The 16,278-nt window shown below is 37.3% G+C and carries 12 protein-coding genes; 8 read left to right on the top strand and 4 right to left on the bottom strand.

Annotated features, from left to right (window positions below; translation table 11 throughout):
• Positions 1-10 precede the first annotated feature (10 nt).
• Genes ACG72T_RS09830 through ACG72T_RS09815 form a run of 4 tightly spaced genes read left to right on the top strand, consistent with a single transcriptional unit; the run spans position 11 to position 5,183 of the window.
• Positions 11-2,014 carry a DHH family phosphoesterase gene (locus ACG72T_RS09830; protein ID WP_395266035.1) on the top strand — a complete coding sequence of 668 codons (2,004 nt, stop codon included), beginning with the start codon at positions 11-13 and terminating at the stop codon, positions 2,012-2,014.
• A gap of 17 nt (positions 2,015-2,031) precedes the next feature.
• Positions 2,032-2,487, top strand: a complete 456-nt coding sequence (rplI, locus tag ACG72T_RS09825) for a 50S ribosomal protein L9 (protein ID WP_395266034.1) — start codon at positions 2,032-2,034, stop codon at positions 2,485-2,487.
• Between the two features lie 7 nt (positions 2,488-2,494).
• A complete protein-coding gene (gene dnaB, locus ACG72T_RS09820; protein ID WP_395266033.1) occupies positions 2,495-3,874 on the top strand; it encodes a replicative DNA helicase in 1,380 nt (459 codons plus the stop codon).
• A 22-nt stretch (positions 3,875-3,896) separates the two neighbouring features.
• The gene (locus ACG72T_RS09815) at positions 3,897-5,183 is read left to right on the top strand and encodes an adenylosuccinate synthase (RefSeq protein WP_395266032.1); all 1,287 of its coding nucleotides are present in this window, start codon (positions 3,897-3,899) and stop codon (positions 5,181-5,183) included.
• A gap of 314 nt (positions 5,184-5,497) precedes the next feature.
• Here ACG72T_RS09815 and ACG72T_RS09810 read toward each other — a convergent pair whose 3' ends face one another.
• The 3 genes from ACG72T_RS09810 to ACG72T_RS09800 form a co-directional block, all read right to left on the bottom strand.
• On the bottom strand, positions 5,498-5,695 hold the full coding sequence (locus ACG72T_RS09810; RefSeq protein ID WP_395266031.1) for a hypothetical protein: 198 nt from the start codon (positions 5,693-5,695) through the stop codon (positions 5,498-5,500).
• Positions 5,696-5,744: 49 nt separating this feature from the next.
• On the bottom strand, positions 5,745-6,464 hold the full coding sequence (locus ACG72T_RS09805) for a CPBP family intramembrane glutamic endopeptidase (protein WP_395266030.1): 720 nt from the start codon (positions 6,462-6,464) through the stop codon (positions 5,745-5,747).
• A 78-nt stretch (positions 6,465-6,542) separates the two neighbouring features.
• A complete protein-coding gene (locus tag ACG72T_RS09800; RefSeq protein WP_395266029.1) occupies positions 6,543-7,469 on the bottom strand; it encodes a hypothetical protein in 927 nt (308 codons plus the stop codon).
• A gap of 72 nt (positions 7,470-7,541) precedes the next feature.
• Here ACG72T_RS09800 and ACG72T_RS09795 point away from each other — a divergent pair, with 72 nt between their 5' ends.
• The gene (locus ACG72T_RS09795; RefSeq protein WP_395266028.1) at positions 7,542-8,837 is read left to right on the top strand and encodes a hypothetical protein; all 1,296 of its coding nucleotides are present in this window, start codon (positions 7,542-7,544) and stop codon (positions 8,835-8,837) included.
• A gap of 9 nt (positions 8,838-8,846) precedes the next feature.
• Positions 8,847-11,528: a transglycosylase domain-containing protein gene (locus ACG72T_RS09790; protein WP_395266027.1), complete on the top strand. Its 2,682-nt coding sequence runs from the start codon at positions 8,847-8,849 to the stop codon at positions 11,526-11,528.
• Between the two features lie 59 nt (positions 11,529-11,587).
• On the opposite strand, the gene ACG72T_RS09785 is transcribed toward ACG72T_RS09790, so the two are convergent.
• Entirely contained in the window at positions 11,588-13,045 is a 1,458-nt protein-coding gene (locus ACG72T_RS09785) for an amino acid permease (RefSeq protein ID WP_395266026.1), read from the bottom strand.
• 275 nt (positions 13,046-13,320) lie between these two features.
• Between ACG72T_RS09785 and ACG72T_RS09780 the strand changes: the two genes are divergently transcribed.
• Together ACG72T_RS09780 and ACG72T_RS09775 are read left to right on the top strand one after the other, a co-directional pair.
• Positions 13,321-14,475 carry an LCP family protein gene (locus ACG72T_RS09780; protein ID WP_395266025.1) on the top strand — a complete coding sequence of 385 codons (1,155 nt, stop codon included), beginning with the start codon at positions 13,321-13,323 and terminating at the stop codon, positions 14,473-14,475.
• Positions 14,476-14,535: 60 nt separating this feature from the next.
• Positions 14,536-16,080 carry an ABC-F family ATP-binding cassette domain-containing protein gene (locus ACG72T_RS09775; RefSeq protein WP_395266024.1) on the top strand — a complete coding sequence of 515 codons (1,545 nt, stop codon included), beginning with the start codon at positions 14,536-14,538 and terminating at the stop codon, positions 16,078-16,080.
• Positions 16,081-16,278 lie beyond the last annotated feature (198 nt).

The following is a 16,278-nucleotide window of genomic DNA, read 5'->3' as shown; positions in this document are numbered from 1 at the left end:
GGGGACTATTATGAAAAAGATAAAAGCTAATCTGAAGTTCTTCCTGTCCAGAGTCGATCATTCGACTCAACTTACGGGAGTCTCTCTGATCGTTATGCTATTCTCGATATTAATAGTTGGCTTGATTCACGGTTCTGTAGCCGGTTACATTCAAGCTATATTAGTAATTATTTCATTAATCTTGTTCGTTTATTTATTCCTGTTATTAGGTGAAAAAGCAGGTAAGTATACGAATAATTTACAATATCGAATCGACCGGGGAACGGATAACAGTTTTGTAGAGTATCCGTTGGGAATTTTACTCTATGATGCTGATAAACAGATTCAGTGGGTTAATCCATATTTCGTCGAAGAAACTGGTTTTAATCCAGCCAATAGCATGGCAATTGGAGATATATCTTCGGAACTATCGAGTATGATTGATAGCGAAGAACCTATCGGAAGTAAAACGATCCAAATAGATGATAAATATTATTTGGTCCAAGTCCAATCTGAATTGAAAGTTATTTATTTGATGGATATCACGCACTATTCAAAAATCGAACGACGTTATGAAGATAATCGTTCAGTGATTGGACAAGTGTACTTAGATAATTATGCAGAGATCACTCAATCGATGAGCGATCGTGATATTTCAAATTTGGATAATTATATTACGAATGAATTGTCAAACTGGTCCTCAGAGGAACAAATGTTTTTGAAACGGATCGATGACGATCATTTCTTCATCATGGCTTATACTGGCCGTATTTTCGATATGGAAAAGAATGGTTTTAAAATTCTGGATGTCATTCGTGAATATACTTCTCAACAAAACGTTCCCTTAACATTGAGTATGGGCTTCTCATATGGTATTGATGATTTACATAAATTAAATGACGAAGCACAAAAAAATCTTAATCTAGCACTAGGACGTGGTGGGGACCAAGTTGTTGTAAAAGAAATTGGCGAAAAGGCTCGCTTTTACGGCGGCAACACTGATCCAATGGAAAAGAGAACTCGTGTTCGTGCTAGAATGATCAGTGAAGCACTCCAAGAATTACTTAAAGACAGTGATCAAGTGATCGTTATGGGACACTCCCATCCTGATATGGATGTCCTAGGTTCGTCACTTGGAATCAGACGGATCTCTATGATGAACAATACGCCATGTAAGGTCGTTATCAATCCTAAGACGTTGCATTCAGATGTCAGTCGCTTGTTAGCGATGATCAACGAAGATCCAGATATCAAAAAAGATATTATTTCACCAGAGGAATCAGAAGCCATCAAGACGCCAAAGACATTGATCGTCATGGTCGATCATTCCAAACAAAGTATTTCGATCAATCCTGGTCTGTTCAAAGGCGATAACAATAAAGTCGTCGTTATCGATCACCACAGACGTGGTGAGGAATTCCCAGAGAATCCTATGCTGATCTATATTGAACCTTATGCTTCATCAACTAGTGAATTGATCACCGAGATGCTGGAATATCAGCCTAAAAATAAAAAAGCCATCGAGAAGATCGAAGCTACAGCCCTTTTGGCAGGAATTACTGTCGACACGAAGTCATTTTCTTTGCGGACTGGTACAAGAACTTTCGATGCAGCTAGTTATTTACGTTCAGTGGGTGCTGATGAAACGATCATTCAAAATGTCTTGAAAGAGAATATTGATTCATTTATTCAAAAGAGTCATTTGATTGAAACAATTACGATGGTCGGCGGCAATATGGCAGTTTGTTTTGGTGAAGAGGATAAGTCCTATGATCCAGTTATTGTTGCCCAAGCAGCGGATACATTGTTATCATTAGATAATGTTGAAGCATCGTTTGTCATTAGTAAACGTCCGGACGGTCGAGTAGGAATTTCGGCTCGTAGTTTAGGAAACATTAATGTACAAGTAATTATGGAGAAGCTTGGCGGTGGTGGACATTTGTCTGATGCCGCAACGCAAATTTCTGATTCAACGGTCGAGGAAGTTAAAAATCAATTGGTTGAAGTTTTAACGGACTCTAATAAGAAGAGCTAAGAGGAGGATCATATAAAATGAAAGTTATTTTCCTAGAAGATGTTAGAGGTAAAGGGAAGAAGGGTGAACTCAAGAACGTTGCTGATGGGTACGCTCAAAACTTTTTAATCAAAAATAATAAGGCAATTGAGGCTACTAAGGCTAATATGGCTGAATTAAAGGCTAAGCAAAATCGTGAAGCCAAGGATTACGAAGCTGAAAAGGCAGAAGCTAAAGTTTTGAAGACAAAAATCGAAGACGATAAAACAGTCGTTGAAATTTCAGCTAAAGCAGGAGCAGATGGTCGCTTATTTGGCTCAGTAACGACCAAAAAGATTGCTGAAGAAATGAATAATCAATATGGATTTAAAGTTGATAAACATAAGATGACCTTGAATGATGGCGTAAAGTCACTCGGATATATTAACGTCCCCGTTAAGTTATTCGATGGCGTTGAAGCTACCATTCGCGTTCATGTTGCTGAAAAGAAGTAGGATATAAATGAATAACGATATAACTTCAAGAATACCGCCCAATGATAAGGATGCTGAGCAAGCCGTATTAGGAGCGGTTTTTCTAAGTCAAGATGCCTTGATCGAGGCAATGGAATATGTTGAAGCAGAGGATTTTTATCAACATGCTAATCAGTTGATCTTTCAAGCGATGATGAATTTAAACGATCGTGAAGAACCGGTTGATGTCGTGACGGTTCAAAATGAATTAGATCGTTTGAATCAAATTGAAGACATTGGTGGAGTCAGTTACTTGGCTGAATTAGCCAGTGCTGTACCGACTGCTGCCAATACGACTTACTATGCCAAAATCGTCAAGGACAAATCGATTTTACGCCGTTTGATCAATGCTGCTACGGGTATCGTTCAACGGAGTTTTGAAGAAGATGACGATGTTGACAGTATCATCGATCAATCTGAAAAAGAGATTATGGATGTTTCTGAAAACAGAAATCACCAAGGCTTCCGTAAAATCTCTGATGTTGTAAAGTCATCCTTTGAAGAGATCGATAAGTTATATGATCAAGGCAGTGATGTGACGGGGCTTTCAACTGGTTACAAAGATCTTGATGATATGACCACTGGGTTACATAAAGATGAATTGATTATTTTAGCAGCTCGACCAGGTGTTGGTAAAACTGCTTTTGCATTGAATCTGGCACAAAATGCAGCCACTAAGTCTAATGCGACCGTAGCAATCTTCTCTTTGGAAATGGGTGCGGAGTCGTTAGTCAATCGTATGCTTTGTTCAGAAGGTAGTATTGATGCCAATTCCTTAAGAACAGGTAAGTTGGATGAAAACCAATGGAATAGCTTGGTTGTGGCGATGGGGAGTTTGTCACGGACGAATGTCTATATTGACGATACTCCTGGTACCAAAATGGCAGCCATTCGTTCAAAATGTCGAAGATTGCTTAAAGAGAGTGGTCATTTAGACTTAATTATCATCGATTATTTGCAACTGATCGAAGGTACTGGTCAAGAAAATAGACAACAAGAAGTTTCAGCCATTTCTCGTAGTTTGAAGAAATTGGCAAAAGAATTGCATGTTCCAATAATCGCTTTATCACAGCTTTCTCGTGGTGTTGAAGCGCGGCAAGATAAAAGACCAATGTTGTCAGATATCCGTGAATCTGGTTCAATTGAACAGGATGCTGATATCGTTGCTTTCCTTTATCGTGATGATTATTATCGTGACGAAGACGGCGATGACAATAATGGTGATCAAGAGGAACCAGAGGATCAAGATGTTGGTGAAGTTGAAGTAATTATCAGCAAGAACCGTTCAGGTCCTCGTGGAACAGCTAAGTTATTGTTCGTGAAATCTTATAATAAGTTTTCATCGATCGCAAATATTCCAGAAAATTAAATAGTGTAGGTGTAGAAGAGATATGACAACAGTTGTTGTAGTAGGTACTCAATGGGGCGACGAAGGTAAAGGTAAGATTACCGATTATTTTAGTGGTGAAGCAAATATTATTGCACGTTACCAAGGTGGAGATAATGCTGGACACACTTTAAATATCGATAACAATGTTTACAAGTTGAGATCTGTTCCATCAGGTATTTTGTATTCGGATAAAACTAGTGTTATTGGAAACGGCGTGGTTTTAAATCTTGAATCATTGCTTGAAGAATTGCATCGTTTGCATGAACAAGGTGTAGATACTACTAATTTGAAAATTTCTAACCGTGCACAGTTGATTTTGCCTTACCATATCGAATTAGATAAGCTCCAAGAAGCTGCTAAGGGCGATTCTAAGGTCGGAACAACTAATAGAGGTATTGGACCTGCTTATACTGACAAAGCTTCACGTGTGGGTATTAGAATGGCCGATATTCTTGATAAAGAATTATTCAAAGAACTGTTAACAGATAACCTTAAACAAAAGAATGAACTATTCACGAAGATCTATGGTGTTGAACCAATGAAATTCGATGATATTTTTGAAAAGTACTATCAATTTGGACAAGAATTAAAGGATCGTGTGATCGATACTTCAGCTTACTTGAATAGAGAATTAAAGAACGGTCAAAATGTTCTATTCGAAGGTGCTCAAGGAATCATGCTTGATATTGATCACGGAACTTACCCTTATGTAACTTCATCGAATCCTGCTGGTGGTGTCACAACTGGTGCCGGAGTTGGTGCTCCTTTGATCGACAATGTGATTGGCGTTGTTAAAGCTTATACATCACGTGTCGGTGCTGGTCCATTCCCAACAGAATTATCAAATGAAACTGGAGATTTCTTACGTGAAGCAGGCCACGAATATGGTACAGTTACTCACCGTCCTCGTCGTGTGGGCTGGTTGGATCTAGTCGTTTTGAAGCATTCATGTAACGTTTCTGGTGTAACGCATCTTTCACTGAACTGTTTGGACGTTTTAACTGGACTTAAAGAAATTAAAATCTGTACTGGTTATGACTTGAATGGCAAGATAATTGATGAATATCCTGCTAACTTGAATGTTTTGGACAAGTGCAAGCCTGTTTATAAGACATTCCCAGGTTGGACAGTTGATATTACTCAAAGTAAGAGTATCAATGACTTACCACAAGAAGCTAAAGATTATCTTGATTTCATCAAGGATCAATTAGGAGTTTCTTATGCAACTGTTTCAGTAGGCCCCGATAGAGAACAAACAATCGAAGTCGATGACGTTTGGGAAGCATAAAAAAGCATCCTCTTGTGGGATGCTTTTTTTTGCACAAATGAGTCTTATCCGCTTAAGAAAATGGTCAAGCTCTTTAATCGTAGCGTCTTTAACTGAAACATTACTCGTGTTATTGATTAAGTGTACATAGTATAGAATTGTTTTGGGACATTATTGTTTTCTCCATGTTTGATTAAGTTTCGTTGCTTAAATCTTAACGTGAGGACAGTGATGTTCTTTTTTATTTTCTAGAGACAAAAAAACTGGTATTGATTATTCATCAATACCAGAAAGTATAGAACCCCTTTATATTACTATTTCTAAATTAAAGGAGCTTAAAGAAAGGCAGTAAGTCCCAAGACTGTTAGAGTCACTCCTACTACAATTGAAGACCACATTGCCAGAGGAGCAAATGGAGATGTGTCCTTATTTGCGTTTTTCTTTAAATTTTTAAAGTAAAGAATTGTTATACATATTTGCCAGATGCCGATAACCAAAAATAAAATAGCTGCTATTATATCGATTTTGCTCATTATACTGTACCCCCCTAAAAATTGGATAATTGAAAATATAAACGCATTACTATGCCATTGATTTACTGAATTTATGAAGTTGTATTACTGAAACAAGGCAAGCAATTAAACTTATTATTACTACCAACATTAAAAGTATAGTCATCTGAGAGTTGGTAAATTCTGTGGAAGACCTGCCGGAAGCCAACATAGGCAAATCACTAATTAAATGAAGTATAACTACAAGTGATAGATTTTTTGTTTTTAAATATAAGGTTCCATAGAGAATCCCAGTTGCGAAGGCCAAAATGATTTGAGTTAAAATCAAAAGGAATGCTCCATGTTCAAAATTTACTATATGAGCAAAAGCAAAACCAATGCTACTAATTAAAACTGATAAAAATAGCTTGTTCCTTGTTAGTTTCAAACTCAACGGTATTAGAATTCCTCTATATATATACTCCTCACAAATTGCAATCATTAAGATAGTCATGAAACCTATAAGAATTGGACCTTTAATATGAAGCGTAAAAGGATTCTTTGTTAACAAAATTAAAACAATTGCCGGAATAGCATTAAGAAATTGACTCACCGGTCTTTTATATGAAAAGAAATTAACATTAACGTGCAACCAACTCTTATTTAAAATAATAAATAGAATCAAAACAATTACATCGCACGTTATTTTTTGATAATTTTTTGGTTCCCAAATAATTAACGATGGAACTAATAAAAGAGCAAGTGGCAACAAAATAAAAGATGTAAAAAATTTCCCTATATTTTTTGACATGATTCTTTTTTTACACTTTCAGCTGCAGATTTTAACTAGAAAACCATTTTCCTTCCGGAACCAAATTATAGTGCTTTTTTAATTGCTTTTTTCGTTAGAAATGATGCCATTTTGAAAATTGATAAAGCGGCTACGGTTGCGATCAAAAGTCATGGTGTAGTAGTAAGTATTATTTTTATTCAACTGTTTAATATAGACTCTGGTATAGCGTGGTACATCAGAGATTTGATAGCCCACGATACTGGAATTACTGATTCGAGCATTAGAATTTTTAGCCAATTCGTACAAACCATTGTTGCTCCTATTAGGATTCAGTCCCAAGTTAAGTGAAATTTGGTTGAAATTGCCAGGTTCATTAGCACTGGTAGCTGTTAAGTTAGAATTGATGATAGCTGTTTTTAGACGTTGTAAAAAGGCCTTCGCTTGATCATTACCGGTATTTCCTAGTTCCACATTTTCTAAGACAAATTGAGGTGGATACTTATTCGACTTGGTGTTGAGATATTTGGCTGAGGTGATTGCATCGTCTTTATAGTAGAGCCGGTAACGATAACTGACGATATTTTTGGTGTCGTCATAACGGTTGCAGCTGATCGTGATATATTTTCCCGTAATATCTTTACCGAAATTCAGTAAGGTCATCTTGGCGATATAGCGGTGTGGCTTAGCATTGACCTGTTTAAGTAAACTTTTCTCTTGATCATTGGATAAAAATGACAACTCTTTCGTATTATCATAGTCATCATTGATAGTCGAAACGAGATTGACAGCCTGTTGTTTAGCTTTGGTCATATCGCCGTCGTCAATATTGACAGCTTTAGGTGCGATATCTTCATCGATATTATTTGGATTGACGATCAAAGAAAAGGGTATCGTGATAGAGGCAATACCATCAACGGTCTTATCTTTGATTTTACCTAGATTAAGGGCATATGCGGAGACGATCATTATCAATAAGAGCAGAATAATGATCCATTTAGTATATTTTTTGTTTAATTTTTTCAAAATTTCCACCCTTTATTTGCAGGATAATTTACTATTATAATAACAAGATGAACTAGATATTTGGGGAAAATCATGAAAGATAAGAAAGATTTAAAAAGTAAGACGAAATCAGAACGCTACTTGATGCATGGTGCTGGCGTAGTTGCAATCATAACTGCCGTCATCTTTTTTATCATGTTGTCTCGTGGCGTGGTCAATGCTGTAGTAACTTCAAAAATATCTAGTCAGTATCAAGATAAAGAGTTAGAAGTTTTGAAGACAGACTTGAATTACAAATCATTGGACTTTATCGGCAAATTGATCGATGTCAGCAATGGTTACGTAATTACTAAGAGTAATGTTCAAAAGTATCAAGAATTGGAAGGTTATATTCAAGCACGTAAGGACCGTTCTAAGGCTGTTGGCAAGCTATACGATGGCAAGAGCAATTATCGAGATGACGTTACTAGTCAAAAAATCAATGACTTAGATAAAACACTTTTAAAAGAGAAGAATCAAGATGTCTATCAAAAATTACGTAATGATTTGGATATGATTCAAATTTGGTTCGAGCAGACGCAAGACGCGGATAAATATTTAGATAAAACGTGGCAAGCTTTTAACGAAAAGAACAGTAGCTTAAGCTTTAAGAAAATTTCCATGGTCAATACTTACTACAAGCTGATCAAGAATAAAACCATTAAGAATCGTTGGAGTGAGGCTGTCACGAAGATGGATGATTATTTCTCCAGTCACAAGGGCGACAGTTCGAAAGTTACGGCGATTAAGCAAGAGTTAGCTGCCTTACGAAATGCCCCATTAACAGAAAAGTATACTCCCGCTAATGTCGATATCGTTTCCAGCTTAAATTCAACAACTGGAGCCTCTGATGTCTTAACACAGGCAGGAATCACTGGAAAATATGTTTTGTACTACAACTCCAGCAAGAATACTCTAGCCTTGATGACACGGGTGAGCGGCAAATACGTGGCTGAAGACGGTACTTTTAATGTCACAAGTTCGCAAGTCAGTTCTGGCAAATATACTGTTAAAAAATTGGTCAATGCTGGCGGTTCAGATGCAATTATTACGGATAGCAGCAACAGCAATTTCGGTGAGTATGTATCTAATGCCAGTGACAGTAGTTTAGATTCGATGAATGTCTCTGATCCAGAGAACAGTACAGCTGATTTCAATTCCGCTACACCAGTCTTTTGGTTCAAGAACAACGCGAACTTGAGTACCTCGATCTACTTTGGCGATAGTTCAACGATTGGTTTCATTTATGCAGGTGGAACAAGTTATAACAATGGTATGCAAATTAGTTCATCAGACTTGTCTAATTTGATGTCACAAGTATCTTCTGGAATAACATTCTATGTCAATTAGGGGCTAATTATGCGTAAGAAAAATATGGAACACAGAGCAATTAAAAAAAGAAAAAAATGGCCGTGGATATTATTAACGATCGTAGTTTTGATTGTATTAAGTATCGGTGGTTTTTGGTGGAAGTACGGTTATGATATTCGGAATACGATAGCTGACGGCTACTCTTATAGCCAAGGTTTGAAGAAATCAGATTTTTATCCTAAGAATTCTACCGTTATATATGACCGTAACGGTAAAGTGTTGAAGAAGCTGTCTCAATCGAGTTCCAATTATACACCGATAAATGAAATTAACCCTAAAATTCGGAAAGGCCTTGTGGCTGTTGAAGATCAACGCTTTTATACTCATCATGGAGTCGATCTATACGGAGTTATGCGCTCGACAGTTTCCACATTATTGCATCATCGAACCGAGGGTGGTTCTACTTTGACCCAACAGCTGGTTAAGAATGTTATTTTGCAAGATCAATCGCAGAATTTAACTCGTAAGTTAAAGGAAATGGTTATTGCTCAGCAACTCGAGAAAAAGTTTACTAAGAATCAAATCCTGGAGTTCTATATCAATGATGTTTACATGGGCCATGGTTCTTATGGTTTCAGTGCGGCTTCAGATTATTATTTTTCCCAGAAGCAGAGTGATTTATCAATTGATAAATTGGCTGTGCTAGTTGGGATACCGAACAACCCAGTTTACTATGATCCGGTAGCGAACCCGCAACGGGCTGTAAAACGCCGAAACATGATTTTATATATTTTCTATCAGCAAGGTTTGATTTCTAAAAAGGTTTATCAGACGGCCCGAACTAAACCTTTAGGCTTGAAAATCAATCAAAAGAAGTATGATAATGACGTTTCCAATAACTATGCACTCAGTTATGCAGTTTATAATGCGACTGAAGAATTGATGAAGTCTGCTGGCTTCACTATGCGTTATGACTTTAAGGATGAAGCAGACCGTAACGCTTATAACACTCAATATCAACAAGCCTTCGAACGGGCAAGAGGTCAGTTGATGGATGGCGGTTATCGGATTCATACGACCATCGATGAAACCGTCCAAAATAAAATTGAGGAATTGGTCAACAATACTTATAAGTCATATACAGGACGAGACGCTCATGGTAAGTTAACGCCGCAGGTTTCCAGTACCGTGATCGATAATAAGACTGGTGACGTTATAGCGATAGTTGGTGGACGGACTACTACAGGCGACCAAGTTAATCGTGCAATTTCTGGATACCGTCAACCTGGATCGACGGCTAAGCCTTTAATTGCCTATGCACCAGCTTTTGAAAGAGGATATCTACCTCAAAGTACTGTAACTGATTCAGCAGTCGGAACCCCAACGGTTCATAACTGGTACAGTGGTTATACTGGCAGCAATACTTTACGACACGCTTTGGAGAACTCAATCAATACGATTGCTTACAAGTTAGCAGCGTCAGATACTAAACACACTTACTATGATGATTTAGTTAAGATGGAATTTGCCCGACTTTCACCAGCTCAAAAGACTGATCCACGTCTAGCTATTGGTTCCTTTACTTACGGAACAACGACTACGGAAATGGCCTCGGCTTATAGTTCTTTTGCTCGAGGCGGAAAGTTTATTCACCCAAGTAATTTGTCGAGTATTTATGATAGCGAAAACGACCGTTATATTTATCAAAACACTCATATGGGGACTAAAGTTTACACGAAGAATGCTAGTTATATGATGTTGAATACCATGCAATCAGTGATTACTGATGGTCTAGGTAAGGCGGCGGCTTTAGATAACTATAAATATACGGCCGGTAAAACTGGTACGACTGATGATACGAAGGATTCATATTTTGTTGGTATGACGCCTAACTTTACGATTGCCAATTGGACTGGTCACGACATCCCTTCAACTTTGACCCAAGGCGAAAATGATTTAACAATGCAAGCCTTTAAGGCAGAAGGACAATATCTAGTCGATTACACGAAACAAAAAGACCAAAACTTTAGTAAGCCCAATACGATCAAGGTTAGTGGCAGTAACTTATATGTCAATAAGAGCAATGATAAACCAAGCATTCAAGATATTATTGATAATGATTTTTCTAAGTACAATACTGACCAAGAACAAAAGAATACTAATCGCTTGTATAATCTCGATTATCGGATCATCTATCACTTAACTAAGAAAGAAGAATTCAAGCGTGAAGGTAAAGTTAGAAAGGCAATTGACAAGTATAACGAGTCTCCAATCACGAAAGAATCCGAATACAATAAGAAATTAAGTGAATTACAAAAGATTCGTTATCTCAATGCTAACGTTAAACGTCAAAGTGCTAAGAATAGTTTCAATAAGCAGATCTTAGATCTTCAGAAAGCCTTAAATATGAGTCAAGCAATGTTCCAAGCAGCTAAGGATAACAAGGAAATTGCCAAGTACGAAGCCGAAAAAGAAGCTATCGAAGCTCAACGTTCGCAAAAACGTCAGGCAATGGTTGATAAATTGATGCCTCAGTACGAGTCACAGCTAGAAAAGGTTAAAGATGCTTACAAGAATGATGATTCTGATAAGGAAGATCAAAAGCAGAAGCTAGTTGATATTATGAATGAAATTAGAAGTTATGGTGGTAGTGTTCCAGACGTCAAGATCGACAGCAATGGTAACTCCACGACTTCAAGTTCCACAACTAGTTCAAGCAGCAGCAATTAAAAATGTTAATAACGACAAAAAAAGCTTCTGATTATAAAATCAGAGGCTTTTTTTAAAGATTATTGACTAATTTCGTCAGTATCATTTTGATTACGTTTAGCAATTGCTGGTAAGATCAAACCAAGTAAGATCAAAGCAATTGGGGTAATGATATTAAGCGCTAATTGGAACCACCATGATGATGGATCTTGAGCCATGTTCATCTTTGGCACCATACCTAGAATACATGCAAAAGCAGTTAGGAAAAAGGCCCAGAGACCAAAACCGAAGCCGACATATTTGTTCTTAACGAACATGTAGTCTGACTTGTACTTATCTAATTGTCTTGAAAGCATCATATAAGCTAAGAAGACCCAGAGGTAACGCATTGGCATAACGATTGAGTTAAGATTCAATAGCCAATTGTACAAATCATTCATACCATTGATACCTAAAGCTGGTACAATGATCAAAATTGAAACGAGGATAGCTGTCATCTTGTAACCATTGATAGCTACACCACGTTTGTTTTTCTTCAAGAGACTCTTAGGGATGAACTTCTTATCAGCATCACCTAAAAGCATTCTCAATGGGGCATCGATCGAAATAGCTAATGCAGCAGCAGAGGCAATCGTATTGGTAATAGCGAACGCCCAGACGAAGAGATTACCAACATGGAAACTGTTACCTAAGAATTGGAAAGCTTGGTAAGCACCATTGGCCATCAAGTCGGCAGGAATATGGTTCGAGTTGACGATCATACCGATTGCAAAGGAACCAAGCACGGCAGAAACGGCCACCATGACGGCTAAGATGATCATACCTAGTGGGAATTCCTTGGAAGCATTCTTAGTTTTATTAACGTATGGCGAGATCTTTTCTGAACCACCAACGGCGAAGACTAACATTGAAATTGTTGTAAAGTATTGAAAATCAAATTTTGGTATATATGTATGAATATCAGTCATGTTTGGTGTAGCGATTTGGACATGAGTGATAAAAGGAGCACTGATACCTAAGATAATGAATAATATCGACATCGTGAACATCGCGATCCCGGCAATACTACCAAGATTATTCAAGGTTGTAGTTCCTTTAGTGGCTAACCAGACAAAGGCTAAGAATATGATCAAACTAGCACCTTGAACTACTAATGGTGAACTAGTCTTGATGAAAGATCCGTTACCCTTGAATAGCCAACTCAAACTGACCATGATGATTTGTGGCTTTTGAGCTAAATAAGGAACATGCACGACCCAGTAAGTCCAAGCAGCAAAGTAAGCCAACTTGTTGTTAGATAAAGCTTTGACCCAGGAACTAACTCCCCCGCCAGCTTCTTGAAAGGCTGATCCTAGTTGTCCGACCATTAAAGTGTATGGTACGAAGTATAGAACCATGATCAAAATCCAAGATGTTACAACTGCTAGACCTTGGTTGGCAAAGTTATTGATAACATTATTAAGACCCCAAACAGTGGTAAAGCCCAAGAGAGCAATGTTCCACCATCTAAACGTCTTTGCATTATTTGCATCTGACATTATAAAATCCTCCTACGGGAGATGATTATACAGGAAAATGTCAGCAAAAACTTCCAAATAATGAGATAGATTTTTCAATATATCTAACTTTATATTTTAATAAATGTTTTTTAATCAAATTGACAGACGGCAACAAAAAATTATACTTTAATAATACGGCTGATCGACGAAAAATTTTTCATCAGACAGATTAAGCTGTATAATTGCATTCTATCTACTATAATGTAGAGAGAGTTTGGTTGAATTGTAGATAGCAAATAAATCGGAGTTTATTTATGGATAATAATAAAAATAATATGTCGCGTGAAGGACGCAAGAGGACACGTAATAGTGCCTTAGCTTCTGATAATGGCGGCAATGTCAAACGCCCATTTTTAAAAATCTTAGGATTAGTATTTCTAGTTATGATTTTTGTAACGGGCGCCTATGGCTTTAGACTTTATGCTCAAACGCAAAATTCATTGGGCAAAACTTATAAGGCTTTGGACGGAAAAAGTGTCTCTACGAAGATCAACAATAAAAAGCCAGTTTCAATTTTGTTACTGGGTGTTGATACAACCGATAATGGTGTTCGTGATAATGAAAAAGATTATCATGGAAATTCCGACACAATGATCGTTGTAACGGTTAATCCTAAGACGAATAAGACAACGATGATGTCCGTGCCTAGAGATTCGATGGCACAAATTTGGAAGAGCAGTACTAATAATACGAAGAAGATTCAAAAGATCAACTCAGCTTATGATATCGGTAATGAGGAAGCTGCTGTGGCAACCACTGAGAAGTTCTTGAACATACCGATCGATTATTATGTTAAAGTTGACTTTAATTCATTGACTCAAATCGTTAATGCGGTTGGTGGTGTCGATGTTGATGTACCATTTAGTTTCTCATACGGAGATACTGGTCAAAAGGAATCACATTTCAAGAAGGGTAAAATGCATTTAAATGGTAAGCAAGCTCTTGATTATTCAAGAATGCGTTATGAAGACCCTCAAGGTGATTACGGTCGACAATTGCGACAACGTCAGGTTATTACAGCCATTATTAAGAGTGCTGCTAGTGCCAAGACATTTACACGTTATCAAAAGGTATTGGATAGTATTTCGAGTTCGATGACAACTAATTTGAGTTTCAACGATATGCAATCAATGTTCTTGAATTATCGTGGTGCCGCTAAGAGTATCGGTTCAGATCATGTTCAAGGATATGGTTCCATGATCGATGGTTCTTCTTATGAAGTGATTCCTACCAAAGAATTACGTCGGGCATCTAATAAGTTAAGAAAGCAACTAGGATTACCAGAAGAACAATTGAATAATGAAGAAACTAAGTTAAATACATTGAATGAAGAACGTGGCTTCTCATTTGACAGTCAGAACCAAAATCAAAACTATACAATTTTTACCAGTAACGAAACGTCTGAATAAGAATAATAGTTCAACTAAAGGCTGAGACAATAGTTTCAGCCTTTTTTTAAGGAGATAAATATGAGTGTTTTAGAAGTACATGACTTAACGCAACAATTTGTAGATAAAAAATTGTATGATTCAGCCAATTTACAAGTTAATAAGGAAGATCACCTAGGGATCATCGGTCAAAATGGAGTCGGGAAGTCGACTTTTATCAAAATCTTGACGGGACAAATTGAACCTGATGAGGGTAAAATCTCTTGGAAGAAACATCTGACGATTGGTTACTTGGATCAACAAGCAAAATTAGCCCCAGGTTTAACCATCTATGAATATTTGAAGACCGCTTTTTCAAAGTTATATGAAACAAGTGACAAGCTCAACGATATCTATATGAATGATCCGACTGACGAAGACTTAGAAAAGGCGGGGAAACTTCAGGAGATCTTAGACGCCAACGATTTCTACGAATTGGACACGAAGATTCAACAAGTAGCTACTGGTTTAGGACTAGATGCGATCGGTTATGATCACGATGTTTCTAAACTTAGTGGTGGGCAGCGTTCAAAGATCATCTTAGCCAAGATTTTGTTGGAACAACCAGATATGATCCTCTTAGATGAGCCCACCAATTATTTGGATACGAATCATATTGACTGGTTAGCTGATTATTTGAATAACTTTGCCGGAGCCTTTATCGTTATTTCTCACGATTATGGTTTCTTAGACCGTATCATCAACTGTGTAGCTGACTTTGAGTTCGGTAAGATCACCAAATATACAGGATCACTGAAACAAGCTCTCAAGCAAAAAGCCGCTAATCAGGAAACTTATATGAAGGCTTACGTCAAGCAACAAGAACAGATCTCAAAGACAAAGGCTTATATTAGAAAGTTCAAAGCCGGTTCTCGGTCTAAGAGTGCTAAGAGTAGAGAAAAGCAGTTAGCTCATATGGATGTCTTGACACCTCCAGGGAATAAGACTGCCGCGAGCTTTGGCTTTCCATACAATGAAGTGCCAAGTTCGAGGATGCTTTTGGAAGTAAATGACTTAAAAGTCGGTTATGATGGCCAAGCTTTGTTTGATAAGGCCTTGAATTTCTCGATTGTTAGTGGTGAAAAAATGGTCATTAAGGGATTCAACGGTATCGGTAAGTCAACCTTGATCAAGACTTTATTAGGTATTATTCCACCAATTGAAGGTAATTTTGACTTTTCAGAGACGGTCAAAGTAGGCTATTTCAAGCAAGACTTAGTGTGGAAGAATAATCTGGAGTCTCCATTTAAGTATATTAGTGATGAGCACCCCGATCGGGATGGTAAAGAAGTTAGACGAGTATTAGCTCGAACAGGATTGACTAATCAGCAGATCATGTCAGAAATGCGGTCTTTGTCTGGTGGTGAACAAACTAAGGTGAAGATTGCGGACTTGATGTTTGATAACACCAACTTTCTCTTTATGGATGAGCCAACTAATCATCTGGATGATGAATCAAAGGCGGCTTTGAGAAAGGGTCTGAGAAACTACGATGGTTCAATGATTCTAGTTACCCATGAAGAGGATTTCTATAGTAGCGATTGGATCGATAAGGTCTTAGATATCGAGAAAATCAAAGAAAATTAATTGTTTTCAAAAAAAGTATGAAAAAGTACTTGCATTGGTTTGCCATTAACGGTAAGATATTATCTGTTGTCACGACGAGTCAACAACGGCAAGCATTCAATTGAAAAAACGATTGAAAGTTTGCAATAATTATTTTCAATAAGCTCTTGACATTATATGTTAAACTTGTTATGATAATTAAGTTGTCTGTTGAGATGA

This window comes from Companilactobacillus sp. FL22-1, assembly GCF_043951805.1.
Taxonomy (GTDB): Bacteria; Bacillota; Bacilli; order Lactobacillales; family Lactobacillaceae; genus Companilactobacillus.
Note: the sequence above shows the minus strand (reverse complement) of the source record. Positions and strands in the feature narration are given on the sequence as shown.

Coding starts and splice junctions, on each gene's coding strand:
- ACG72T_RS09785 (WP_395266026.1), bottom strand. CDS start 13,045: ATGTCAGATGCAAATAATGCAAAGACGTTTAGATGGTGGAACATTGCT.
- ACG72T_RS09805 (WP_395266030.1), bottom strand. CDS start 6,464: ATGTCAAAAAATATAGGGAAATTTTTTACATCTTTTATTTTGTTGCCA.
- ACG72T_RS09815 (WP_395266032.1), top strand. CDS start 3,897: ATGACAACAGTTGTTGTAGTAGGTACTCAATGGGGCGACGAAGGTAAA.
- ACG72T_RS09810 (WP_395266031.1), bottom strand. CDS start 5,695: ATGAGCAAAATCGATATAATAGCAGCTATTTTATTTTTGGTTATCGGC.
- ACG72T_RS09775 (WP_395266024.1), top strand. CDS start 14,536: ATGAGTGTTTTAGAAGTACATGACTTAACGCAACAATTTGTAGATAAA.
- rplI (WP_395266034.1), top strand. CDS start 2,032: ATGAAAGTTATTTTCCTAGAAGATGTTAGAGGTAAAGGGAAGAAGGGT.
- ACG72T_RS09795 (WP_395266028.1), top strand. CDS start 7,542: ATGAAAGATAAGAAAGATTTAAAAAGTAAGACGAAATCAGAACGCTAC.
- ACG72T_RS09780 (WP_395266025.1), top strand. CDS start 13,321: ATGGATAATAATAAAAATAATATGTCGCGTGAAGGACGCAAGAGGACA.
- ACG72T_RS09790 (WP_395266027.1), top strand. CDS start 8,847: ATGCGTAAGAAAAATATGGAACACAGAGCAATTAAAAAAAGAAAAAAA.
- ACG72T_RS09830 (WP_395266035.1), top strand. CDS start 11: ATGAAAAAGATAAAAGCTAATCTGAAGTTCTTCCTGTCCAGAGTCGAT.
- dnaB (WP_395266033.1), top strand. CDS start 2,495: ATGAATAACGATATAACTTCAAGAATACCGCCCAATGATAAGGATGCT.